At 34.7% G+C, this 23864-nt stretch carries 21 protein-coding genes; 5 read left to right on the forward strand and 16 right to left on the reverse strand.

Going from position 1 to position 23864, the window contains the following annotated elements; translation table 11 throughout:
• The 5 genes from holA to E4O01_RS00615 all read right to left on the reverse strand — a co-directional run bounded on the left by holA (position 1) and on the right by E4O01_RS00615 (position 5930).
• On the reverse strand, positions 1–1017 hold the full coding sequence (holA, locus tag E4O01_RS00595) for a DNA polymerase III subunit delta (RefSeq protein WP_253693184.1): 1017 nt from the start codon (positions 1015–1017) through the stop codon (positions 1–3).
• Between the two features lie 68 nt (positions 1018–1085).
• Positions 1086–2477: a hypothetical protein gene (locus tag E4O01_RS00600; RefSeq protein ID WP_253693186.1), complete on the reverse strand. Its 1392-nt coding sequence runs from the start codon at positions 2475–2477 to the stop codon at positions 1086–1088.
• Positions 2478–2557: 80 nt separating this feature from the next.
• Positions 2558–3214: a hypothetical protein gene (locus E4O01_RS00605; protein WP_253693188.1), complete on the reverse strand. Its 657-nt coding sequence runs from the start codon at positions 3212–3214 to the stop codon at positions 2558–2560.
• Positions 3215–3274: 60 nt separating this feature from the next.
• The gene (locus tag E4O01_RS00610) at positions 3275–4582 is read right to left on the reverse strand and encodes a hypothetical protein (protein WP_253693190.1); all 1308 of its coding nucleotides are present in this window, start codon (positions 4580–4582) and stop codon (positions 3275–3277) included.
• A gap of 19 nt (positions 4583–4601) precedes the next feature.
• Positions 4602–5930, reverse strand: a complete 1329-nt coding sequence (locus E4O01_RS00615) for a hypothetical protein (protein ID WP_253693192.1) — start codon at positions 5928–5930, stop codon at positions 4602–4604.
• Positions 5931–6114: 184 nt separating this feature from the next.
• Between E4O01_RS00615 and trxB the strand changes: the two genes are divergently transcribed.
• From trxB to grdA, 3 genes are all read left to right on the forward strand, one after another.
• Complete coding sequence (gene trxB, locus E4O01_RS00620) at positions 6115–7068, forward strand: thioredoxin-disulfide reductase (RefSeq protein ID WP_253693194.1); 954 nt, start codon at positions 6115–6117, stop codon at positions 7066–7068.
• Positions 7069–7154: 86 nt separating this feature from the next.
• Positions 7155–7472: a thioredoxin TrxA gene (locus E4O01_RS00625; RefSeq protein ID WP_253677344.1), complete on the forward strand. Its 318-nt coding sequence runs from the start codon at positions 7155–7157 to the stop codon at positions 7470–7472.
• A 125-nt stretch (positions 7473–7597) separates the two neighbouring features.
• Positions 7598–8071, forward strand: a complete 474-nt coding sequence (grdA, locus tag E4O01_RS00630) for a glycine/sarcosine/betaine reductase complex selenoprotein A (protein ID WP_253693196.1) — start codon at positions 7598–7600, stop codon at positions 8069–8071.
• Between the two features lie 119 nt (positions 8072–8190).
• Here grdA and E4O01_RS00635 read toward each other — a convergent pair whose 3' ends face one another.
• The 6 genes from E4O01_RS00635 to E4O01_RS00660 form a co-directional block, all read right to left on the reverse strand.
• Positions 8191–9375 (reverse strand): ABC transporter ATP-binding protein, encoded by a 1185-nt coding sequence (locus E4O01_RS00635; protein WP_253693198.1) that lies wholly within the window; start codon positions 9373–9375, stop codon positions 8191–8193.
• A complete protein-coding gene (locus E4O01_RS00640) occupies positions 9362–10393 on the reverse strand; it encodes a FecCD family ABC transporter permease (protein ID WP_253693200.1) in 1032 nt (343 codons plus the stop codon). Before E4O01_RS00640 ends, E4O01_RS00635 begins: the two co-directional genes overlap by 14 nt.
• A 3-nt stretch (positions 10394–10396) precedes the next feature.
• A complete protein-coding gene (locus tag E4O01_RS00645) occupies positions 10397–11554 on the reverse strand; it encodes an ABC transporter substrate-binding protein (protein ID WP_253693202.1) in 1158 nt (385 codons plus the stop codon).
• A gap of 175 nt (positions 11555–11729) precedes the next feature.
• The gene (gene cobN / locus E4O01_RS00650) at positions 11730–15473 is read right to left on the reverse strand and encodes a cobaltochelatase subunit CobN (RefSeq protein ID WP_253719304.1); all 3744 of its coding nucleotides are present in this window, start codon (positions 15471–15473) and stop codon (positions 11730–11732) included.
• A complete protein-coding gene (locus E4O01_RS00655; protein WP_253693204.1) occupies positions 15470–17401 on the reverse strand; it encodes a magnesium chelatase subunit D family protein in 1932 nt (643 codons plus the stop codon). Before E4O01_RS00655 ends, cobN begins: the two co-directional genes overlap by 4 nt.
• Positions 17388–18317 (reverse strand): magnesium chelatase ATPase subunit I, encoded by a 930-nt coding sequence (locus tag E4O01_RS00660; RefSeq protein ID WP_253693206.1) that lies wholly within the window; start codon positions 18315–18317, stop codon positions 17388–17390. Before E4O01_RS00660 ends, E4O01_RS00655 begins: the two co-directional genes overlap by 14 nt.
• A gap of 134 nt (positions 18318–18451) precedes the next feature.
• Here E4O01_RS00660 and E4O01_RS00665 point away from each other — a divergent pair, with 134 nt between their 5' ends.
• Complete coding sequence (locus E4O01_RS00665; RefSeq protein ID WP_253693208.1) at positions 18452–19957, forward strand: class I SAM-dependent DNA methyltransferase; 1506 nt, start codon at positions 18452–18454, stop codon at positions 19955–19957.
• Positions 19947–20417, forward strand: coding sequence for a restriction endonuclease subunit S (locus E4O01_RS00670; RefSeq protein WP_253719305.1), 471 nt, complete (start codon positions 19947–19949; stop codon positions 20415–20417). The genes E4O01_RS00665 and E4O01_RS00670 overlap by 11 nt, the downstream gene beginning before the upstream one ends.
• A 42-nt stretch (positions 20418–20459) precedes the next feature.
• On the opposite strand, the gene E4O01_RS00675 is transcribed toward E4O01_RS00670, so the two are convergent.
• The 5 genes from E4O01_RS00675 to E4O01_RS00695 form a co-directional block, all read right to left on the reverse strand.
• Positions 20460–20741, reverse strand: a complete 282-nt coding sequence (locus tag E4O01_RS00675) for a helix-turn-helix domain-containing protein (protein WP_253693212.1) — start codon at positions 20739–20741, stop codon at positions 20460–20462.
• Positions 20734–21093 carry a type II toxin-antitoxin system RelE/ParE family toxin gene (locus E4O01_RS00680; RefSeq protein ID WP_253693211.1) on the reverse strand — a complete coding sequence of 120 codons (360 nt, stop codon included), beginning with the start codon at positions 21091–21093 and terminating at the stop codon, positions 20734–20736. Before E4O01_RS00680 ends, E4O01_RS00675 begins: the two co-directional genes overlap by 8 nt.
• Before the next feature lie 117 nt (positions 21094–21210).
• A complete protein-coding gene (locus tag E4O01_RS00685) occupies positions 21211–22347 on the reverse strand; it encodes a restriction endonuclease subunit S (RefSeq protein ID WP_253719306.1) in 1137 nt (378 codons plus the stop codon).
• 6 nt (positions 22348–22353) lie between these two features.
• The gene (xerA, locus tag E4O01_RS00690) at positions 22354–23337 is read right to left on the reverse strand and encodes a site-specific tyrosine recombinase/integron integrase (RefSeq protein WP_253693214.1); all 984 of its coding nucleotides are present in this window, start codon (positions 23335–23337) and stop codon (positions 22354–22356) included.
• A gap of 112 nt (positions 23338–23449) precedes the next feature.
• Positions 23450–23863: a putative toxin-antitoxin system toxin component, PIN family gene (locus E4O01_RS00695; protein WP_253693220.1), complete on the reverse strand. Its 414-nt coding sequence runs from the start codon at positions 23861–23863 to the stop codon at positions 23450–23452.
• Between the last annotated feature and the right edge of the window lies 1 nt (position 23864).

The raw sequence follows: 23864 nt of genomic DNA on the forward strand, positions 1-23864 counted from the left end.
TTAAATATAATTAGGATTATACTGTTCACTTTTATTTCCTGATTTGCAAACTATTTCGTACAGGCACATTTCCATAACTATATTTTGAAGGCTTGTTCCTAAAGAGCGTAAGTCCAAATCAGTTTCGGACAAAAGAGCTATTATTTTTACGCACTGAACTTCGTTCCAAAGTTTTGCGGCTCTTCTGTATTGGGATAATGCTGTCTTTCCCGAAAAGCCGAAACGTTTTAAACTAAAATCATCCAAATATTCGTTTTCCCTATGTATTTTATGCCAGTCCTGTAATCGTCTAAAACAATAACTTAAACCTGCAATAATTTGTATGGGAGAAGAATTTTTAGAAAGTATTATTTTTTGACTGATAGATAAAGCTGCTTCAAGATCTTTTAATGTAAGAGCATTAAAAAGACTGAAAGGTGTTTCTTCTTTATTGTGAGCAAAAAGTTTTTCGATGTCTTCTTGTGAAATATGGGCTCCCTTTTGAAAGTATAGAGCTAAATGGGAACAAGCTGTTTTTAAAGCATCGGTATTATTTTCGACCAATTCCAAAAGTTCGTCTACGGCTTCATCTTCTATTTCAATGCCTTCCCTAAATAAAAATCCTCTTACCCATTCCTGTTTTTTATTTTCAAAAAGTTCCCAAAATATTTTTTGTTGTGTTTTTAAAACGGAGTCACTTATTTTTTTTGCGACTGAAGTTTCATCCGAAATTAAAATCAAAAAAGAATCGCTTATGCCGTCTTTCTTTGAAACACTTTGAATCCAGTCTGTAAGTAAGTCTATGTCTTCTTTTTTCTTGATAAGTTCTGCAGATTTTAATATGATAAGTTTTGCCGACGAAAAAAGGGATGCATTTTGTAATAGAGAAATTATATCGCCCATGCCTGTGTCTCCTGCATAAGCCGTATGTGTTTCAATATCTCCGTATTGCTTTGAAATAGTTTTTACGACAGTATCAACTGCCGCATTTCTTTCGCCGATTTCAGGCCCCATAAAAAGCCAAACAGGACTTTTCAATTTTTTCTCTCCAGCATAAAAATTTACGTATACCAAGTATACAATAAATAAAATCTTTTGTCATCAGGTTATTCTGAAAGTTCGACAAAAGCTGACGCTATTGTTTTTGCAACAGTAACCGAGGCCGATCTGTGAGCTTCTTTTTCACTAAAACCGGCTCCTCTTTTTGTTATAATTTTTTTGTAAAGAATTTCATCCGTGCCGGGATTTTTGATTTCTATAAAGGCTTTAAGTTTTACTAAAAATCCGCCTGCTGCATCGGTAACTTCGTCAAATTGTATTTTTGCATGGATGAGAAAAGGAGCCGATAAATTTTGTGAGTTTACCGGCAAAGTTTTAAAATCCATTTTCTGCAAAATATCGGTAAGTTTTTCTTCGACATCGGATATCGGCTGCCCTTCATGTTCTATAAAAATTGCAACAGATGATTTCTTTTCTTTTTGTTTTTTTTCTTTATTTTGTGTTTTTTTTAATTCAAGATTTATTATTTGTTTAAAAACTATTTGCTGAAACTCCTTAACAGTTTTTTGATATGCGGGAAAATCTTTTGATTTGAATATATGTTTGATTTCGGAAATATCCAATTCGATTCTGAGGCGGCTTGAAGAATCAATATTTTCATCATGTAAGATAAAATGTGCTTTTCCGTCTTTGTCTGTTTCAATGCCTTCAATTACAATAGAAGTATTATTTTTTATTTTTGTTTTATAACTTATCAGTAATGGAACATTTTCTTCAAATGCGCCTATATTAACAGGAATGAAAAATTCGTTTAAAGGATTTTCAAGACTCTCTTTTTCGATGTACGGTTTAATCTTTTTTAAACTATCCTTTGCTTTTTCAATATTTTGTTTAAATTTTATATCGTAGTTTTCTATTCCGGAATTTAAAGCTGCTGCAGCTGTTTTGCAATAATAAACGGCAGCAGAGTAATATTTTTTTTTGGAAAAAAAATCGTCGGCTTTTTTTTCCGGTTCACTTATAGATAAAATTTTTTCTTCTGCAATTTTTAATAAACGGTTTCTTTCTTTGCGAAGTTCATTTTTGTCATATTCTGCCAAAAGATATACGGTTACACTATCGTTCTTTTTTTCGATATAGCGGTTTTTGATTTTAAGATTTTTTATATTTGCTGATGAAGACTGGGTAATTTCGGATTTTAATATTCTTTCAAAATTTTCGATTGTTCCTAAAGCTGTAGTTGTTGTTTCAGCTTTTATCGATACGCCCAAATATCGTATAATTTCGTTTATAAGATTGTTTTTTGCATCTGTTTCTGCAAGAGTAAAATTTTTATTTGTTCCTGATGCTGTAAAATACTCATAACTTCCACTGCTCGCCGGAACTTTTTCGATCCAATCAGGCATCTCTTTCTCGTATTCGCTTTTATAACTTGTACAAGAGAATAAAATTAAGGCTGAAATAATTAAAAATATTATCGTGTATATTTTTTTTTGCATATGTTTTTTCTAAACTAATAAAACGGAATGCGGAAGAAAGAAAATAAAGTTTTTCTTTCTTCCGCATTTTTAATAAAGAATTATATGCCTTCTGAAAGAGCTTCTTTTACTCTTTCTCTGACAACCTTTTCTTCTTCTGTTTTCGGTTTGTCTTCGTCTGCGCCGCTGATGGCATTTTGTATGAGTTTATCCAAAGTTTTTTTGGATATGCTGTATAAAACTATGTAGGTGTAGTCATCGCCTGTAGGATTTCCGTCTGCATCAAAATATCTCATCTGAACCCAGTAATTGGTTTCAAGTTTAAATCCTGAGAGTTTTGTAGAAGTGACGGTTTTGACTATGTCTTCAAGATAGCCTTCTATTCTGTCTTTGTCGCCTGCGGCCGCAGCTGCTGCCTTGCTTTCAACTCTTACCTTAACCATTCTAGCCATTTCTGAAGGAACCGAAAAATCTCTTGTCCATAATTCCGCACCTTCCAAACTCTTTGACCTTGGTGATTCAAACTTAAATAGATAAACATCTTTGCCCTTATAGTCATCAGTTTTTTCGATAACATTGGGTTCTTCTGCTACCCAGCCGGGGATAGGTTTATCCCATTTAAGGTTTTTGTGGTCTAGAAGTTCCGGTTTTTTTACTTTACTGGAAACGGTTCCAAGCGGTTTTAATTTGTTTGCACAACCTAAAAGAATAAGGGCTGCAGCACCCGCAAGGATCATAATTTTAATTGCTTTTTTCATATCTTGCCTCCTAAAATAATGCAAATATATTTTTAAAATCAGATGTATTTTACACCCGATTTAAAAGCCCGATTTAAATGTCAGGGTTTTTCCACGTAATATTACTAATTTTATATTTTCAAAACCGGTAACCGATTCTGCCGTATCATAGATTACGGCTTCAAGATCATCGATAGTTCCAAAGAATGAAACGGCGTATTTTGTTTGTGCCGAAGAGCGGTATAAGGTTTTTATGTCGTTTACATTTTCGCTTAAAGCCTTTCTAAAGCGGGCCATGCTTTTACTGTCCGGTGTATCGTTTATAATAATCTCATATCTTATACCTCGTGAATAAGCCTTAGCTAAAAGAATTTTTGCCTGATCTACTGCCATCGGCAAAGCCTTGTTTACCGCGGATTGAATTGCGTTTGATTGAGCATCATAGCTGCTTACGCGGCTGAAAGTTTTTTGGCTAGTGTAAGGAACTGCTCCGAGTAATTCTCCCGTAGAAGGATTAAATATCTTTAAGGTTATTTTTGCAGAGCCGTAGTATCCGTTTGTTTCATAACCGCCTTCTGTGACGGAATCTATTTCGATATATACATCAGCATTTAATTTTTGTGCTATAAGCTGTATAGGCGTCATTCCTTCATCGCTGCTTTCCTGATATACAACTGCGTTGTCTTTTTTTAGTTTTTCAACTTCTTTGGAATCGATAGCCCGATATCCTTGTTTAAGAAGAAAGGCATTTGCACTTTCAACTGCGGCTTTGAGTAAAAACCTGTCGGCATTTGCTTCTTCGGCATCGAATACCATGTAGGTCATATTTTCTATATAATTATTCAAAAATTGAATATTTTTTTTACCTTCTGCCGAAGCTTGAGTTTCCTTTAAAATAAGGTCGGCATCTTTGACTGCGGGCTTAGAGTTTGTTTCTGTCTGCGGGATATTCTCGCTGCCGAAGACTAGATCGTCCATTGTTTCGTTTTTTGAAGAAATTTTACCGGTCATTCCAATCGACGAAAGAACTGCCGCAACTTCGTTCATTTTTACGGGGATTTTGATTTTGATTATATATATTTCTCCATTCTTGGATTTTTGTAAAACTTCCATTTTTTCGTTTACGACATATCGGTTGGGATATTCCGTATCATATAATACTTCATTAATTCTTTGATAATTTGCCCTTTCGGCTTCCAAACCTATGATGTTTATGACGCCTTGTTGTATAGCGCCTATCTTTGCCTTGTTTATAGCCCGCAAAAAAGAAGCGTCTTCTCCAAGAGCTGTATATTCTTGTGTTTTTGTATCGAAAGCATCTTTAAAGCTTACACATGACAAAAAAAGAATGAATGCAGATAAAAACAAAAAAATTAACTTTCTTTTCATTATAATTCTCCTAAAAAATTTATAACTTAATTGTGACGCCTGCTCCGGCTGTAAATCTCAAAATAAGTCCTGTTCCCTTAAAAAGAGAAGCTCCTATTTTTATACCTATGTCTCCTCCGATTTTAAAATTCTTTGTTACAAGATAACTGGTATGCACAAAGGCTTTGATTCCTGTTCCTACAGGAATATGTATATTATCTTTAGAACCGGTTATAATCATTGTATAATAAAATTGTACTGTAGGCAAGATTTGTAAGCGTTTAAAATATGTATTTCCTATTTCAGCTCCCCCGAAAATGCTGAAAGGAACTCCTTGTGACATCAACTCTTGAAAGCGGGGTTCAATGTTAAGTTCAGCACCGAAACAAGGTCTGATACGGTAAAATCCTCTTGCGGCTGAAACATTTATACCTGTGCTTAATGCCTTATCCTGTGTGCCTGTGTTATCTCTAAAAAATCCAAATTCGCCTAAAACATAAGGCCTGTATTCAAAGCGCCCGCGAGGTATTTCTCTAATTTGGTCTCCCAAATTTAAAGGATTCTTAGAATAAAGAACTAATCCTGCTGAAAAGTCGCTTTCAATTTTTGTAACGACGATTAAGCCGTATTCTTTTCCATCATCGCTTAGGATAACATATTCATCTCCCAGCTTGATGCCCATTTTTTTTCCGAGTTCGAAGTGAACGGTATTGTGTTCAGCCTTAATTATTCCGGTTTTTATTGTAAACTCTTTGATTTTGCGCAGTTCAAGATCGAGTTTATCGGATAAGGCTTTAAATGCGGTACTGCATGACTTTTCATAAGTTTTATCTATAAAATTTACGTTTATATCGATTTTTTCTTTTAAATCTTCTTTTGAAGAATATATGTGTAATTCTAAAGTAAGGTTTATCCTATATCCGTCTATTTCTCCCCAAAATGTATCGTGGTACCGTTCTTTTTGAATCGAATAATATGTAATTACAGGCACTACTACATAGTAAGAGTTGATTGTTTTTTCCCAGTCATCTTTTGTAAAGGCTTCCAAACCCATTAAAACGGATTCAGGCAATTGAGTGTCGGCTTCTATCGATTGTTGTAAAAAACCGATAAACGTGCCTACATCATTTGAAGCAAGCCTATATTCCAATCCTATTATATTAAACCTTTCAAGATTGAAGAATACGTTCATAATAGAGTCGTCTACCATTTCGATAAATTCATTTGTATTAACAAATTCATCAAAGATGTATCTGTCCGGATAGGAAGTTGCAAAAATTGCTATATCTTTTTTTTCGCTGATTTTTTGTGCGTAAAGAGTCGAGAAAAAAGAGATTATAAAAATGAGATAAACAAGATTTTTTTTCATACAGGGTGCCTTTTTGAGAAGATTTAAGGTCTTCTCTATAACCGATAAGCAGTATATAACATTTAATACGTATTTTCAAGTGAAATACCTCTTAAACTGTTTAATAGTTTCTATACTTTATCACACATCTTGATTAAAATGATAAAAACTGATATATTTATATGGAAATATTTAGGAGGACTTTATGTCAGAAAAATATGATTTGGTTATAATTGGTGGCGGTCCCGGCGGTATGGCCGCAGGAATTTATGCAGCCCGTTCAAAGTTAAAAACGGTTATTCTTGAAGAAAAACCCAATCAAGGCGGACAGTGCTATATCACTGAAGAAATCGAAAACTATCCCGGTTTCCCTGAATCTTCAGGACCTGCTCTGACCGAAGCCTTTCAAAAACATGCCGAAAAATTCGGTGTAGAATTCAAAAGAGCAAGAGCCGAAAAAATCGAGCTTGTTCCCAATTCACCTACACGCATCGTTCACGGAAGCGACGGCGTAAAATATGAATGCTTGGCTGTTGTTGTAGCAACCGGTGCAAGTGCCAGAGAGCTCGGCTGTAAGGGTGAAAAAGAACACTGGGGCAAGGGCGTTTCATACTGTGCAACATGTGACGGCGCCTTCTTTGAAGAATGCGAAATCGTAGTTATCGGCGGCGGAGACTCTGCTGTTGAAGAAGCTATGTACCTCACAAAATTTGCCGACAAGGTAACTATCGTTCACCGAAGAGATGAGCTTAGAGCTGCAAAATCCATTCAGGACAAGGCCTTTGCCAATCCCAAGATGGCCTTTAAATGGAATGCGGTTGTTGAAGAAGTTTGCGGTGACGGTCTTGTAGACAGCGTTATCTTAAAGGATACAAAGACAGGAGAAACCTCCAAATTCGATACTGAAGGTGTATTCGTATTTATCGGACACAATCCTCAGACGACCTTTATTCAGGGTTTGGTTGACCTTGATGAAAACGGCTACATCCTCACAAACGGAAAAATGGAAACAAATGTACCCGGCATTTACGGCGTAGGCGACGTTATCCAAAAAGAATCACGCCAGGTTGTTACAGCCGCCGCCGACGGTGCTCTTGCCGGTATTTGGGCAGGACACTATATCGACGATATCAAAGCCAAAATGGCTATGAACAAATAAGGAGATACGATAAACAGTTCGGCAGGAATTCGGCCTCACTGTTTATCTGTCGAGTTTTGTGCAAAAAGTTTTTATAGGAGAAAAAAATGATTGAATTGACAAAAGAAAATTTTGAACAAGAAGTTCATCAGTCAAAGGGTGTAACCTTTGTAGATTTTTGGTCGGACGGATGCGTCCCTTGTAAACAATTAATGCCTGATGTTCATGCAATGGCAGAACGCCATGCAGGAAAGGCTAAGTTTTGCTCATTCAATATTGACGGTGCAAGACGCGTTGCCATGAAGGAGCAGGTTTTAGGTCTTCCTACAATGCTCATCTATGTTGACGGCGAGAGAAAAGACAGCGTTACCGGAAGCGACTTAACCATCGATCAAATCGAAGAGATGGTAAAAAAATACATCTAATTGTTTTTAATCTTTTAAGCCGGAAGAAAGGTGATAAACTTTTTTGACGGCTTTTTGAAGATACGGTTTAATAGACCGTGGGCGGGGTTATCCTGCCTTAATAAATTTTATCCTAGGAGGATGCTATGGTTGAATTGAAAACCAAAAAAGTCATCATAATTGGTGACCGAGACGGCGTTCCCGGGGAGGCTATTAAGCTCTGTGCAGAATCGGCAGGTGCTGAGGTTGTATACGCTGCAACCGAATGCTTTGTCTGAACAAGCGCAGGAGCAATGGACTTGGAAAACCAAAAGCGAGTCAAAGATTTAGCTGAAAAATACGGTCCTGAGAACGTAATCGTTCTTTTGGGCGGTGCAGAAGCCGAATCTTCAGGTTTAGCCTGCGAAACTGTTACAGTAGGCGACCCGACTTTTGCAGGTCCGTTGGCTGGAGTCTCGTTGGGACTCTTGTGCTATCACGTGGCAGAACCGGAAATTAAGAGCCAAATAGACCCCGCGGTCTATGAAGAGCAGGTAAGCATGATGGAAATGGTTATGGACGTCAATGCTATTATCGCGGAAATTTCGGAATACCGAAATAAAGGCTGCAAATTCCTGTAATGCCTTTCGGAGCTTATGAGTTTTAAACCGTAGGCTTCTTTCGTGTTAGTCAGCGGTGCGGTACTACATAATGACACCATTCTTTAAAATGGAGCATTTTTGTAACCGCACCGCTTTTTTTATTTACATAGATTAAATTCTTTAAGAATTTTTAACAGCATGTAAAAATTGTTACAGTAGATGTAGTTTTTATATTCTTTTCTTTCTTTTAAGGATAGAATTTTTTTATTTAATTCTTCCGCGTATCTTATTAAGTTCAAATTTCTGCCATTGATACCGCTAAAAGATGCACCACAGTCTATAATTATATCGGATTTTTCAATCAAAAGTTTTGCGTCATTCAATATTTTATCGCTTATAGGTTCAAAAGATATTTGCGTAAGGGATTCTATGCTTAGAGCTTTTGCTATTGGTGTGTCCAAATCATTTTCAAATAGAATACCTGCGTTAAAAGTGATTTCATATTTATTAAGGAGGCGGTATACCGGAATCCCCTTGCCGTCACCCCCAATAATAAAAATTTTAGATGAGGTATCACGGTGTGCCAACTCTATATTTCCTAAGAGGGTATTGTATGAACCTTTTTTTATGTCAAAAGCCTTACAAATTGAAGTATCGCTTATAATCTCTTCCGGTGTTCCGTAAAGATAGTTGTCCTTGTCCAAAATTAAAACTATTTTATCTGCAATCTTAGGTATTAAATCTAGTTCGTGTAAGGAAAGAATGATGATCTTATTTCTATCTCTGGCTAAGGTGCGCAATATTCCCAAGAGGTCAATTTTATATCTGATATCTAAAAAAGATGTAGGTTCGTCAAGAATCATTAAGTCTGCCTCTTGGCAAATTGCCCTTGCAATCATTATCCGCTGTTTTTCGCCGTCGCTTAACGAAAGAAATTCTTTGTGCTTTAATCTCTCTCCTCCTACGATTTTTATTGCATCATCAACAGCCAAGTGATCTGCTTCCGTCATTGTTCCAAATTTATTGGTGTGAGGATATCTGCCTGTTGCAACTATTTCTTCAGCAGTCATAAGATGAGGGTTTATTCTATCGGTTAGGACAACGCTCATTTTTTTTGCTTGTTCAATGTTGTTTAGTTTCTCGATGTCTTTTCCGCCTATAAAGATCTTTCCGCCTAATTTTTTAATATGTTGAGTAATTGTTTTTATTATTGTGGACTTACCTGAACCGTTAGGCCCCATAAGGCAAAGTATTTGACCATGTTGTAATTCTATTTCTATATTACCTAGAATAATAGAGTTATTATATCCGACATTGAGTTCTTTTACGTTAAATAGTTCCATATTTTTTGTTTTTGCCGACCATCAGACAAATGACAATTGGAGCTCCTATAATTGATGTAATTGTGCTTAGGCTTAATTCTGTAGGAGCAAATAAGGTTCGTGCAAAATAGTCGCTTAAAAGACAAAAACTTGCACCCATTAGTGTAACTGCCGGTATTAGTATTTTAGGTTGTGAGGTTGAAATTGTAAGACGCGTTAAATGAGGAACGGCAATACCTACAAAGGATATAGGGCCTGCAAAACCTGTAACACAAGCAGAAAGAATACTTGACAAAAAAATGAGTATCAGTCTAAAATTTTTAACATTTACGCCCATACTCTTTGCATAGTTTTCTCCCAGAAGATAGGCTTGTAAGGGTTTTGATAAGCAGAAAACTCCTATCGTAGCCGGAATAATAATTATGCTTGAAATTTTTATCATTTTCCATGTGATACCTGAAAAGCTGCCCATTGACCACATAGTTAGATTTGTAATTTTATAGTCTGATGCAAAGGCTATCATAAAATTTGTTCCTGCAGAAGCTATGTAGCCTATCATAATTCCCACAACGATCAGTATTGAAATATCTCTTACCCGTTTTGCAAAAGTTAAGACCAAAAGCATTGATAGAATACTCCCTATAGCAGATGCAAAAAAAATCAGGAACAAAGAGTTAAAATTAATATTGAAGGTAAAATTAGTTAAAATTATAAATCCTACGAAGAGACGAGCTCCTGACGAGATACCTAATACATAGGGTCCTGCAATCGGGTTTCTAAAAAAAGTTTGTAATAGAAATCCCGATATTGATAAGGCAATACCGAAAAGAATAGCGGCAAGAATTCTCGGGAAACGTATTTTAAATAGGACATTGTATTCCAAAGTGCTTGGAGTCCTTTCTCCTATACAGATATCCCAAATATCTTTTAAGCTAAAAGATACCGAACCCGAGACAATATTTATTAATACCGCAATTATAAATAAAACTGTCAGGATTATAAAAACTATGATAATCCGCCTTTTCTTTTCGGTATTCATGTATTATTTTTTTTCTGCCGGAAGCGGGTTACTGAATAAGTAGAAATATTCCGTTTCGGTCAACTCTCCCGGTTTTGAATGAATTATTTTATTTAATTCTTCAATCATATCTGCAACGTGATCGGCACTTTGATAGTAGTTAGGTTTAACACCCCAGACTTTATTTTCTTTTACAGCTTTGAGATCTTTTAAATATTCTGCAAAAGTTATTAAATCTGCATTACTTTTAATGGCACTTCCATTTACGCTGTCATAGAATAAGAAGTCTGCTTTTTCTGCTCCCTTGTAGAACTCTTCGGCATTCATCTTTGTATTTCCGTTTTTTTCAGGATTTAAATCTTTGAAAATATATTCGATTCCAAGCATTTCAAACATCTTTACATTGTAATCACCTGCATTTCTAACATAAAAGATATCTTTTGACATAAAAGCTGAAGCGAAGGTGGGTTTATTTACAGCTTTTTTATTCATTTCTTCTACTGCATTTATTTTTGCCAATTCTCTTTCATAGTATTTATCGGCTTCTTTTTCTTTTCCGGTTATTTCTGCGGCAAATTTTACCCATTCAAGACGGGCACGGGGATCGTTTTCCATGTGATTTGCAACCCCTATCCATTTAAGTCCTAATTCATTAAACTTGGAAATTATACCGGGTGTTCTTGCCATATTTTCATAAGTCAATAAAACGGCATCCGCATTTAATGCATGAAGCATTTCATAGTCTAAGGCATTTTTATTTCCGACAAATTTTATTTTACCGTCATCCATTCCCTTTTTTACTTCAGGTATTTTCCATGTGGCGGATTTTACGGCTGTTCCTGCAATTTTATCTAATTCTCCGATAGGACGAAGAAGAGTCGCATGTACTGTCGATAAGATAACTAAAGATTTGACAGGAGTTTCAATAATATTAAGGTTTTCGGCTCCATTTATTTTTTTGCCTCTTGGAACGAACCAAACTTCCCGTCCTTCAACGTCAGTATACTTTTTTACTCCCTGTTCATAATAATCTACAGAGAAAGATTTAGCATACTTTAATTTTAATTGGCCTATTTTTTTAAGACCTATTTCATTCGTTGTTTCTTGACTTCCCTTTGCCCATGCCGATGTAAGAGAAAGCATCAGTATTGCGGCAAACCAAACGGTAATTCGCTTTTTCATAATAATCCCCTTATGAAATTTAATTTTACTCCGTTTTAAGCGGCGGAGTATTCCGCTTTGCGGCTGAATGAGATATTTCAATTTGCATTGAAATAAATTAAATGGACTCTGTTTTTTGTCAAGATTTTTTTATATAATATTCAAAATCGAATAATTTGTCTATAGCACTGCTTTTTTATAATGTTGATTCTTCATAAGATTCCAAGTCCGCTTCCATATCAAGAAATATGCTTTTAAGTTTTTCAAGGCTCTCAGGTTTTGCCTCCCACATCTTACGCTGATTTGCTTCAAGTAAACGCTCGCTTATTTGGTAGGCTGCATTTTTATTGACTGATTTTATCCAGTTTAATGTTTTTTCATCAAAGAGAAAAGTTTTTACAAAATCTTCATACATCCAGTCTTCTATATTATCCGCCGAAGCATCCCAGCCGAAAATATTGTCCATAACCTTGGATATTTCCTGAGCTCCCTTATAACCGTGTTCTTTTAAACCCTCAAGCCATTTCGGATTAAGAATTCTGGAGCGTATAACACGGGAAGTCTCTTGGTCTAAGGTCATGGTTTCAGGGATTTCCATATTTGCAGTGTTTCCTACTGAAATATATGGCTTTTTACCGGATTTGGCAGTAACGGCAGCTATCAAACCTCCATGGTAGTTATAAAAATCATCACAGTCCAAGAGATCTATTTCGCGGCTTACTTCGTTTTTGATAGCCATATCGGTTTTGCTTAAAAGACTTTCAAAAACTTTTGTATCTTTTTCGCCATGAAATTTCTTTGAATATGCATGACTGCTCCATGTTATATAGGCCGCAGCGAGATCTTCAAATGTTTGCCATTTTTTTGACTCTATTAAATTTGCGATGCCTGCTCCATAAGTTCCTGAAGGAGCACTAAAAACCCTCACCGATGCCCTATCTCTTGCCTTGTCTGCAGGTATTCCTTCATCTATAAATTTTTTAATTGTTTCTTGAATATTTTTTTTAATCGGATTCATTTCGTTGTCTTCATTTAAAAAGGCTACAGCATTTACTGCCTCATCCATTAAAAAAATTAAATTTGGAAAGGAGTCTCTAAAAAGGCCTGAAATGCGCATTGTAACATCGATACGCGGTCTCCCCAATTCTTCGAGAGGAATTGCTTCTACTCCGCATACAGTTTGTGTATTTTTTATGTAGATAGGCCGGACTCCCATTAGAAAAAATATTTCACCTATGTCCTCTCCATAGGTTTTCATTGTATTTGTTGAGTATACAATTATAGTTATATTTTTAGGGTAGGCCTTATGTTCTTTATAATATGCTTTTAATTGAATATCGGCTAATTTTTTTCCTGTTTCGTATGCAGTTTTGCTCGGAATTTCTTCGGGGTTGATTGAATAAAAATTTCTTCCTGTGGGAAGAAGCTTGATGTTCCCTCGGCTTGGGTTTCCTCCAAGACTTGGCAAAATAAACTCTCCGTTTAAACCTTTAAGAAGGAATATTTTTTCATTTTCAGTTTTTATGAGGCGGGGATAAACCTCGTTGCAGATAAATTTAAGTGTTTTCTTTAATTCGTAATTGCCGGATTTATTATTTTTAAAAAAAGGTAATCTATCGATGCATGATTCGTTAAATTCTACTTCACTTAATTCTTTGATTAGTTGTTCTGCAATTCTATTTGCTTCTTCTAAGATTTTATATTCATTAAAATTATTTTTTTCGGCATCGATTAGATTTTTTCTGATCTCCTTAGGCTCATGCCCTAGAGAAATTATAATTGCATCCTCTAAGCCCTCCGTATCTTCTTGGCCAATTACAGACAGCCCCCTTGCTAATTGCAAGAGGCGTTTTTTTTCGGGTATCTCCCCGTATATGTGAAGGCCATCCCTTACTACAGAATTTTTTATTTTGTGAATCCAGTTATGAATTAAAATAAGACTTTGTTCAGGATTTTTGATTGCATCCTCATATTCAATCTTTAAATCTTTTAAAATAGAATGTTCATTTGCAAGTTTGAAAATATTTTTAATTATAATATTTTGTTGTGAGGGTGCAGATTGTTTGATATGTTCATATTTTTCTAAGGCTTCTTCTATTTCTTGAAGGTAATCATAGGTATCCGAATCGGTAAAACTTGGAATCAAGTGACTTAATATTGCAGCATGGGACCGCCTTCTTGCCTGCATTCCTTCTCCTAAGATGCCTAGATGATAAATATAAAAATGCGGAATGGAATAGATATTTATGTCGGGATAGCTTTCCTTTGATAGAGCAATCTCTTTTCCCGGAAGCCATTCCAAGGTGCCGTGTGTTCCCACATGGATAACGGCATCAGCTTTAAAAATTTTGTCAACCCATTTGTAAAAGGCTAAGTATGAATGAGGAGGCGGATTATGAGTGTCATGATAGGTTTCTACGATTGCGTCCTCCGGACTTCGAGCAGGTTGAAGACCGATATAAATATTTCCGTTTATGATTCCCGGAATCACAATCTGCTCATCCATAAGCATTGATAGGCCGGGGGGATTGCCCCATTTTTGTTTTAAATCACTGCGGTTGAATTCGGGAAGATTATTATACCAAGTCTCATATGTTTCAGAACTCACTGCATCAGCTTTAAATTTCCAAATTGTTTTAGGTGAAGCCCATTTCCATTCATTTGTTCCCCTGCGGATTAACTCATCTATTATTTCCTGCCCGCTCTTAAAATTAAAATCCAAGCTATAGTTTTCTTCTTTTAAGAACTCAAGTATGTTCCATAAAGAATTCGGCGTATCCAATCCGTGGGCTGAACCTATCAGGTCGTTTCGCGGAGGGTAGTTGTGCAAAATAATAGCAATCCGTCTGTCTTGGGGCTTTTTATTTTTTAATTGGGCAAATCGGCATACAAGTTCACATAGTGTTTTTACTCTTTCTGCTATAGGTACAAAAACTCGCCCTGTAATTCCGTCTTTTTCTATTTCTTCGGAAGCAGCTATGGGAATGGTAATAATTTGTCCGTCAATTTCAGGCTGGTATATGTTTAATGATACAGAGGCTATGTCCAAGCCGGAAGGAGAGTTTTCAAATTCTTCTTTTGAAAGATAGCTTGTGATGGCTTGAAATACCGGAATATTAAAATTTTCAAAACAAGAATGAATAAAATTTTTAAATTCATTTTGGTAATAAGAAGATATGGTATATCCTGTTGTTAAAATTACTGCATCTATAATTAATTTGCCGTTAAAGTAAAAATATTTTTCCATGGCTTGTATAATGCCGTCATTATCTTGGGGGCCGAGTCTTCCTATAATGCATATAGCTTCGGCTCCTTGATTTTTTAACTCTTCAATAATTGCATCTACATGTCTCATGTTTTGATTAAGTAAAAAAGGATAGTGTGCAACAACACCTATAATGTTTTTTTTGGAATTGGAAATATCGGATAATAATTTTTGCTCTTCATCTTCATCAAGTTGTTTTCCGCCTTTGTAGATACCGATAGCCTTTCTTTGTTTCGGCGGTTGTAAAATATAATTTGTTCCTGCCGTAATATTTGAAAATAATTTTACAAATTCGATAATTTGATCAATGCCGCCTGCTTTAAAGTAATTTTTCAATCTTATATATTCTTCAGGCGTAAGAGAACTGTGCAGCATAATTGAGCTTATTTCTTCAGGAATTGAGCAATCAAAGAAAATTTTTTTGCCATTTATAATTCCGATTACTGTTTCGAGATTTTGTAAATGTGCAGATGAACCGTGAAAATGCATAATTACCGCATCCGATTCTTTCAATTTATTGCACATTTTTTGAAATGCTTGTTTATTCGAGTTTACTTTCATAACATCAAAGCAAAAAATATTTAAATTTATCTTCTCAGAATTTTTTACTTGTTTTACGGCTGATTGGAATTCAAAAGCTCTGGAGTCCCCATAAAAAATTCCTGTTAAATTCATCGTTTGTCCTCCATAATATCAATACGGGATAGGGAGTATTCCGTGTTTTGATGTACAATCGCAGTTATGATTTCAGGTTTTAAATTTTCTATTTGGTAGTATTTTGCATTTAAATTTTTTGCAATCTCTTCGGCAATAGCCAATTTTACAAAACCTGATTCGGTATCTATCACAACAGAGTGAATATTTTCATATTTTATTTTTTTAGAAATAAAAAGAGCATCCTTAATTGGCTCATCAAAAAAAACGGATCCGTGATTAGCCCTTCCGTCTGTAATTAAAAAGAGCAGTGGAATCATATCTTTATTTTTTAGTCTGTGTATTTTAAAATACTCCAAAGCTTTGTTTAGGCCTATGGATAAGGGTGTTTTGCCTATTGTCGGGATGAGCTGCAATTCTCTTTTTGCAAGCAATACACTTCTTGTAAAGGGTAATGCTATTTCAGCCCCTATTCCTGCAAAGGTTATCATGGAAACTTCATCATGTTTTTGGTAAGAATCCATTAATAAAGATAAGATGGCATTTTTTGTTTCTTTCATCCTTTTCATAGCCCCCATAGAGCCGCTTGCATCTACCAAGAAAATAATAGAAGTTCCTATACGGGTCTTTCTTCTCTTGAATTTATAATCATCTTTGTTTATTTTAATAATACCTTCTTTAGGTTTTATTTGATGAGAAGCTGCTGATTTTATTGTGGGTATAAGAGCGAGGTTATGAAGATTGTGATTTGATCTTGTGTAACCGAAGGATTTTCCTCTTAATTCATTAGTACGTGTCTTATTTCTTTTACCTAAACCTTTTCTAAAAGCATTATCTTCATTAAGATTTAAAAGATTTTTAATTTTAAAAATTTTATCTGCAAGCTCCGTATTTGGATTTTTAGGTTTCATTGTATTTTGATTGTTGGCAGTATTATCTTTATCTATATCGTAATCGTTTTTATTATTTGAAATTTCAGATTCGGAATCAATGTTTATATTATCTCTCCGTTCTGATTGTGCTTTAGATTTATTTTTATCTGAATGTTTTTTATCATTATTGTCTTTGTTTTGTTTTATTTGATTCTTATTTTGTTTTTCAGATATGGTGTTCTTTCTATGTTTAAGAACCAGTTCAGCTGCTTCTTGTAAGTTTGTATCTGTAATATATTGGTTGCTGTCTATGGCTGCCAGAGCTTGTGCGGTATGTATAAGATATATACTCGCTCTATAACCTAAGCAGTTTGCTTCTTTACTAAGAGCTTCAGCTCTTGTAATTATAGAATCTGAAACTTTTATATTCTTTAACCGTTTTTTTGCTGACAGGATTTTATTCGATAAAATTTTATCTTCTTTTTTTAACTCTTCAATTAAAATTTTATTTTCTTTATCAAGGCTTAAATTTTTTTTTAATATTTTCAGTCTTTCTTCTTTATTTAGATTTGAATCTGTTTCTGCATAAATTGAAAATTTATCGGTAATCGAGTTATTTAAAAATCCTTCTTCAGGATTCATTGTTCCTATGAGTTTAGACCTTATTATTTTTTTATCGGAATATCCGTCACGTTCTATTTGTAGAAAGCCTGTTTCTATTGCATCCAATATTGTATTAACATATTCATTCGGAAAAAGATTTATCTCATCGATGTATAAAATTTTATTTTCGGCTTCAGCTAAAATTCCTTGTTGAAATTCGATTTTACCTGACTCAAGAGTTTTTTTTATATCCAAGCCTCCGAATAAATTATCTTCCGTAATATTTAGGGGAAGATTAACTATGTCCATATCAGAGATATTTTTTATACTTCGTGCAGCCATAGTTTTCCCCGTGCCCTTTCCTCCGGCTATAAGCAAGCTGTTTATTTTATCGCTGACAGAAAGAACAAGGAGGGCTCTTACTAATTTTGTTTGACCTACGAGGATGCTAAAAGGATAATCAAAGCTTTTCATTTAAGATGTTCTCAATATCCGATCGGTTTAAGGGGGTTATTTCTTCAAAAGGTTTTTTCCTAAGCCGATGAGAATAGACCATTTGGGCGAGGCGGATTATATCGTCCTTTGTAACCTCATCTTTTTCTTGAAAAGCTGCATAGGCCTTTGCTGCTCTAACTAAGGTTAAGTCGCCTCTGTGGCCGTCTACATTTAAACTTGTTGAAAGGCTTACGACCAAGTCCAGAATTTCATCCTCTGTCTTAATATGAGGAAAGCGTTTTTGAGCTTCTTTTATTTTTGATACTAAATTTTTTTCTTCATTATAAGAGCCGTTTATAAATTCCTCAGGATTATTTTCAAAGACCAGTCTTTTTTTTATTATTTCTTTTCTTAAGAGTCCGTCCCTTTCGCTTTTTACATCGACCAATAAACCAAAGCGATCCAAAAGCTGAGGTCTTAGCTCTCCTTCTTCAGGATTCATGGTTCCGATTAGGATAAATTTGGATGAGTGACTGTATGAGATTCCGTCTCTTTCTATTGTGTTTACACCCATAGCGGCTGCATCCAATAAGAGGTCTACTATATAATCCTCCAATAAATTTATCTCGTCTGCATACAAAATATTTCCGTCAGCTTCGGCTAAGATTCCTTTTTGAAGAACTTTTTCTCCCGTTTTTAAAACCTTTTCAATATCTATTGAGCCTGCGACTCTGTCTTCAGTAGCATTTATAGGGAGTTCCACAACTTTTAAATTTTCTCCCTGTCTTTGCATCAGTTCTCCTATTCCACGTACAATTGTAGACTTACCCGTTCCCTTTTCTCCTCTTATAAGAACACCTGAAATTGAAGGACATATCAAATTTAAAATTATTGCAAGTTTTATATCTTCTTGTCCCTCAATTTGTACAAAGGGAAAAATCTTTTTTTCAGCCATAAAATCTCCGTGATGTTTACTCTATGAATCTTAGCAGAATATTAGCATTACGCTAGGTGAAAGTCAAGAAGAGGGGGAAATTATCCTGTAGTCTCTTTTTGTAAAATGTGATAATATCCAAATAAGGATAAATAATGGCTAAGAAAAATAACGCAAACATAGGTTTTGAAAAACAAATTTGGGAAGCGGCTTGTGTGCTTTGGGGATTTATTCCTGCCGCTGAGTATAGAAAGGTCATCATCGGTTTAATTTTTTTGCGCTATATTTCCAATGCTTTTGAAAAGAGGTATGCCGAGCTTGTTGCCGACGGCGATGGGTTTGAAGATGATCGGGATGCCTATGCCGAAAGGAATATCTTTTTTGTACCCGAAAAAGCCCGATGGAAAATTATTGCTGCTTCGGCCCACACTCCCGAAATAGGTTTGGTAATCGACAAGGCTATGCATTCTATTGAAGAAGAAAATAAAAGTCTTAAAAATGTGTTGCCTAAAAACTACGCGAGCCCCGATTTGGATAAAAGAGTTTTGGGCAATGTTGTAGATCTTTTTACCAACATGGATATGGAAGAAACGGAGGATAGCAAGGACCTTTTAGGAAGAACCTATGAATATTGCATAGCCCAGTTTGCCGCCTATGAAGGGAAGAAGGGCGGAGAATTTTATACTCCTGCGAGCATCGTAAAAACGATAGTTGAAATTTTAAAGCCTTATTCAAACTGCCGGGTTTATGACCCCTGCTGCGGTTCGGGCGGAATGTTTGTTCAATCCGTAAAATTTTTAAAAGAACATTCAGGCAAGCGGTACAGCATATCGGTATATGGGCAGGAAAGCAATGCCGACACATGGAAGATGGCCAAAATGAATATGGCTATTCGCGGAATAGGTGTAGACTTCGGCTCCTATCATGCGGACACCTTTTTTAATGATCTTCATCCGGCTCTTAGAGCCGACTTTATTATGGCAAATCCTCCCTTTAATTTGTCAAACTGGGGACAGGAAAAACTAAAGGATGATGTAAGATGGAAATATGGAATGCCGCCTGCCGGAAATGCAAACTATGCATGGATTCAACACATGATTTATCATCTTGCTCCTAGCGGAAAAATCGGCCTTGTTCTTGCAAACGGAGCCTTATCAACTCAAACGAGCGGGGAGGGAGAAATAAGAAAAAAAATTATAGAAGATGATCTTGTTGAAGGTATCGTAGCTATGCCGACACAGCTTTTTTATAGCGTTACAATCCCCGTAACTCTTTGGTTTATTTCAAAAAATAAAAAACAAAAAGGAAAGACCTTATTTATTGATGCCCGAAAAATGGGTTATATGGTTGACAGAAACCACAGAGACTTTACCGATGAAGATATCCAAAAGCTCGGCAAGGTCTTTGAAGACTTTCAAAACGGAAAGGCGGAAGATGTTAAGGGTTTTTGTGCAGTTGCCTCAACTGAAGATATAGCAAAACAAGACTATATCTTAACTCCGGGGCGCTATGTCGGGGTAGAAGAACAAGAAGATGACGGTGAACCCTTTGACGATAAGATGAAGCGTCTTACCTCCGAATTATCCGAACTTTTTGCAAAATCTCATGAACTTGAAACCGAAATCCGCAAAAACCTGGGAGCTATCGGCTATGAGATGTGATACATATACTTTAGAAGAATTAGCATCTATCAAGTATGGTAAAAATCAAAAAAAAATACTGTCAAAAAATGGCGATATTCCCATATATGGAACAGGGGGGCTAATGGGATATGGGGCAGAAGCTTTATATGATAAACCATCAGTGCTAATTGGTAGAAAAGGTTCAATTGAAAAAATACGGTATGTGGACCATCCTTTTTGGACTGTTGATACTTTATTTTATACTGAAATAAATACAAATTTAATTATTCCCCGTTTTTTATATTATAAAATACTGCTACTGGATTTAAAAAAATATAATGAAGGAACTACAATTCCAAGTTTAAGAACTGAAACACTTAATAAATTACAATTTGATATTCCAAAATTGGAAGCACAAAAAAAGATTTTATCCATATTGGCTCCTATTGATAAAAAAATCAGAAATCTCAATAAGATAAATGATAATTTATCGGCTTAAATAGCGGTTAAATTAAAACATTGGTTAAAAGAACTCAATATACTATTGTAATTGTAAAACCAACTTTTTGCCTAATACATTAGCAGCCCTTGTTAGCGTAGCTAAGGTAACCGAATCATTTTTAGGATTAAGAAGTCTATCTAATGCGGCTCGTGATGTGTTCATTTTTTTTGCCATTTCTGTTTTGTTAATATTTTGAGCTTTCATTTCATTCAATAAATTATATGAAATTAATCTTTTTATAGCTTCATTTCTAACTTCAACCTCAATATTTTCTTCTTCAAGAAAATCTTCAAAAGAACTTCCTATGTACTTCTCATTCATAATGCCTTCCTAATACTAAATTTCTTCTTTTTTTACTCAAATCTATATCCTCTTGCGGAGTTTTTTGAGTTTTCTTTATAATTGCATGAAGCAATATCATGTTATCGTATTCTATCGTAAAAAATACTCTGCTAATTCTTTTATCTGAAATATTTGAACGTACTTCCCATAAATTGGAATCAAGCTTTCTTACAGCAGGATATCCAATAGGCCAAGACATTTCTATTGCCATTATGTCCGCTCCTATTGTTTTTCGATCAGCCGGTGCTAAATCTTTTAAAAAATCACGAACAGGTTCATTTCCTGCTTCGGTCTTAAAAAATTTGGCTACAACTATTTTATCCATTTTCATTAAATATATTGTATCAAATTTGATACTTTTTATCAAGCATACTAATGAATTATTATAAAAAAATAACTTTAAGAGACAATCAATTATTTTTTCTTAAATGGCTGTCGGTTATGCATCCTATACCTTTATATTTGAAACATCTATCTCTCCCGACATGAGTTTCGGTAAAAGGGTGTCACGAAGGGATTTTAATATGTTATTTTTATTTCTATTTGAAATTATTAACTCTCTTATTTTTTCAAAATAAGTAGAAAACATATGATAGTTCTTAGGTAAAGATATTTTTAATTGAAGTACATACTGTTTATCAGTATGTGGAATAGCAGAGCCTGTAGTATGGTTTTTTATATCATTTTCATAATATTTCAAGGCTTGATATATAATTTCTCTCATATTGTCATCTAATGTAACAATTTTTGCAATTGTGGATCCTACAACACCATTCTTACCAAAATATACGGTCCCTGAACTTGCTCCATCCATTACCATAAGAATGTCTTTTTCACCAGCTTTAATTAAACAGTCAGGAGTTGTATATGATATTTTATTATTAGTAAGTGTATCTATATTTAAATAAAGTTCATAGTCTTTTTTAAAATAATCTGCTACTAATTTTGGATTCTTACCTTTTACAAAGCTACAATAATCAGATAATGTTACTATATCCTTTTCTATACATTCTATAAAATTTTTTTTAAAAATCGCTTGTGCTTGTTGTTCTAAATTATCATTTATTGTTATATTTGTTTGTATTAGAGATTCTATCGTTTCTAGGATTGAAATAATTTGTTTTTGAGTTATTCTATCGGGAATTTTCACCTCCATGGGAGCCAACTCAGAAATAAAAGTAATTTGAGGAAATGTGCCTGATCTTGTTTCTGCAAGATGCTGCAACTCATTAACAATAGATTGCGATTTTAAGATTGAAAATAAGAATCGAGGTTCTATAATATTTTTATTTGGACGCAATACCATTAACTTTGTTGAAGCTATATACAAACTGGTATCCTCAATATCAACATAGGCAAACCTTTTATTGGCCGGCCTAATTTCAGAATATAAAATATCGCCTTTTTTGAATGTTTTTTTAAACTGTCCTTTCAAATTTTTATTTTCAACGAGTGTGTGATTGAGTATGTTACCATCTAATACATCAGATGTATTAATAAGAATTACTTTTGAAAGCTTTGAATTGAAACTAATAGACACCGAAGTACATAAATCTCCGATAAAAGTATTTATCCATTTTGCCATATTTTCCTACCCTATGTATTTTCTATGTGCAATTTTTACATTGGTTTGTTTTACCATTGCATATTGCAAGGTTGTATCTATACGCTTATGCCCTAAAAGCTGTTGTAGCTGCTCAATGGGCATTCCCTTATCTATTGCCATGGTTGCCAAGGTCCGCCTGAATTTATGCGGATGAACCTTTGATATACCAAGTTGCTTGCCGATCTGCCTTAATCTCACTTCAATTCCTCCGATATTCATTCTTTTGTGCGGAGCCCTTAACGATACAAAAAGAGCCGGATTACTGTCGGTTCTATGTCTTAAATAGTCTTTTAAATGTATCTTAGTTCTTGCATCAAAATATACTATCCTTTCTTTGTTTCCCTTTCCTAAAACAACACATTCCCTTTCATTAAAATCTATATCATTCCGGTTAAGAAGAACCATCTCTCCGATTCTCATACCGGTTGAAGCAAGCATATCTATCATGGCCAGATCCCGTCTTTCCATGCAGCTGTCTCGCATAAGCTCAAGGGCCTCGTCGGAATAGGTTTCTTTTATATTTGTTGCAGTTTTAACCTTATGGATTCTTCTTACAGGACTTTTTAAAATATAGTCTTCATCTTCAAGCCAAGAAAAAAAACTTGATAGAATACGTCTAATATTATCTATGGTTACCTTACCGGAATTGTTTTTGTATTGATAATCTGTTAAATAAGAGCGTATGTCCTCAGTTTCAATTTCTTTTACATTTTTTTTCATATAATTAAGCATAGATTGAATTGTGGAGTAATAGTATTTTAAGGATTTTTCAGAACAGCCCTCCACCCTCTTTGCAGACAAGAATAGATTTACAAAATCAATTTTTTCATCTTCCGAGTTTTCTTCTTTTTTATTTACTTCATAACTAAAAAGAACATGCTGAATTACCGTTTGTAATTTTTCGATCTGAGCATTATTCAAATGAGGCAGCATTTTTTGAGTAATGTCATTAATAAGTCTTTGTTTCATTCTTATTTTCTCCTTAATTACTATGGTATCGGCATAATTTTAACTTAGCTCTTTTTAGATAAATGATAATTTATCGGCTTAAGCCGAGGGTTTAAATGATTTTTAAACTTCACTAAGTTTGGCATTCAATTATATCCAAAATTTGATGCGGCGTTAATACAAAATCTTCTCTGGGAAAATGTTTTATATTACCTGTAATCAAATAAGTCTCGAAACTCCGCTTAGCATGTAGTGTGACTGAATAAAAAACGGTATCTTTCGGATCAGGCATTGTATCTAAAACTTTTATACCATCAAATTTTAAGCCTATTTTTTGAATTGCATTAACGGCAATATCAACAGCTTCCGCAGGAAAACAAAATTTAGGACGGTGCAATACACCAAAATATTCTGTAATAATGTCTTCATTGTAAATTGGAATGATCTTACCTGCATATATATAGTTAATAACAAAGCGAGGAATGGAATCTTCTTTTAAAAATGCCGAAACAAGAACATTTGTATCAATAACAGCATACAAAGGCATA

Origin of the sequence: Treponema sp. OMZ 790 (assembly GCF_024181285.1) — a bacterium.
GTDB lineage: Bacteria > Spirochaetota > Spirochaetia > Treponematales > Treponemataceae > Treponema_B.

Excerpts from the sequence above, each read along its gene's own strand:
- E4O01_RS00600 (WP_253693186.1), bottom strand. The coding sequence starts at position 2,477 with ATGCAAAAAAAAATATACACGATAATATTTTTAATTATTTCAGCCTTA.
- E4O01_RS00605 (WP_253693188.1), bottom strand. The coding sequence starts at position 3,214 with ATGAAAAAAGCAATTAAAATTATGATCCTTGCGGGTGCTGCAGCCCTT.
- E4O01_RS00610 (WP_253693190.1), bottom strand. The coding sequence starts at position 4,582 with ATGAAAAGAAAGTTAATTTTTTTGTTTTTATCTGCATTCATTCTTTTT.
- E4O01_RS00615 (WP_253693192.1), bottom strand. The coding sequence starts at position 5,930 with ATGAAAAAAAATCTTGTTTATCTCATTTTTATAATCTCTTTTTTCTCG.
- trxB (WP_253693194.1), top strand. The coding sequence starts at position 6,115 with ATGTCAGAAAAATATGATTTGGTTATAATTGGTGGCGGTCCCGGCGGT.
- E4O01_RS00625 (WP_253677344.1), top strand. The coding sequence starts at position 7,155 with ATGATTGAATTGACAAAAGAAAATTTTGAACAAGAAGTTCATCAGTCA.
- E4O01_RS00635 (WP_253693198.1), bottom strand. The coding sequence starts at position 9,375 with ATGGAACTATTTAACGTAAAAGAACTCAATGTCGGATATAATAACTCT.
- E4O01_RS00640 (WP_253693200.1), bottom strand. The coding sequence starts at position 10,393 with ATGAATACCGAAAAGAAAAGGCGGATTATCATAGTTTTTATAATCCTG.
- E4O01_RS00645 (WP_253693202.1), bottom strand. The coding sequence starts at position 11,554 with ATGAAAAAGCGAATTACCGTTTGGTTTGCCGCAATACTGATGCTTTCT.
- cobN (WP_253719304.1), bottom strand. The coding sequence starts at position 15,473 with ATGAATTTAACAGGAATTTTTTATGGGGACTCCAGAGCTTTTGAATTC.
- E4O01_RS00655 (WP_253693204.1), bottom strand. The coding sequence starts at position 17,401 with ATGAAAAGCTTTGATTATCCTTTTAGCATCCTCGTAGGTCAAACAAAA.
- E4O01_RS00660 (WP_253693206.1), bottom strand. The coding sequence starts at position 18,317 with ATGGCTGAAAAAAAGATTTTTCCCTTTGTACAAATTGAGGGACAAGAA.
- E4O01_RS00665 (WP_253693208.1), top strand. The coding sequence starts at position 18,452 with ATGGCTAAGAAAAATAACGCAAACATAGGTTTTGAAAAACAAATTTGG.
- E4O01_RS00670 (WP_253719305.1), top strand. The coding sequence starts at position 19,947 with ATGAGATGTGATACATATACTTTAGAAGAATTAGCATCTATCAAGTAT.
- E4O01_RS00675 (WP_253693212.1), bottom strand. The coding sequence starts at position 20,741 with ATGAATGAGAAGTACATAGGAAGTTCTTTTGAAGATTTTCTTGAAGAA.
- E4O01_RS00680 (WP_253693211.1), bottom strand. The coding sequence starts at position 21,093 with ATGAAAATGGATAAAATAGTTGTAGCCAAATTTTTTAAGACCGAAGCA.
- E4O01_RS00685 (WP_253719306.1), bottom strand. The coding sequence starts at position 22,347 with ATGGCAAAATGGATAAATACTTTTATCGGAGATTTATGTACTTCGGTG.
- xerA (WP_253693214.1), bottom strand. The coding sequence starts at position 23,337 with ATGAAACAAAGACTTATTAATGACATTACTCAAAAAATGCTGCCTCAT.
- E4O01_RS00695 (WP_253693220.1), bottom strand. The coding sequence starts at position 23,863 with ATGCCTTTGTATGCTGTTATTGATACAAATGTTCTTGTTTCGGCATTT.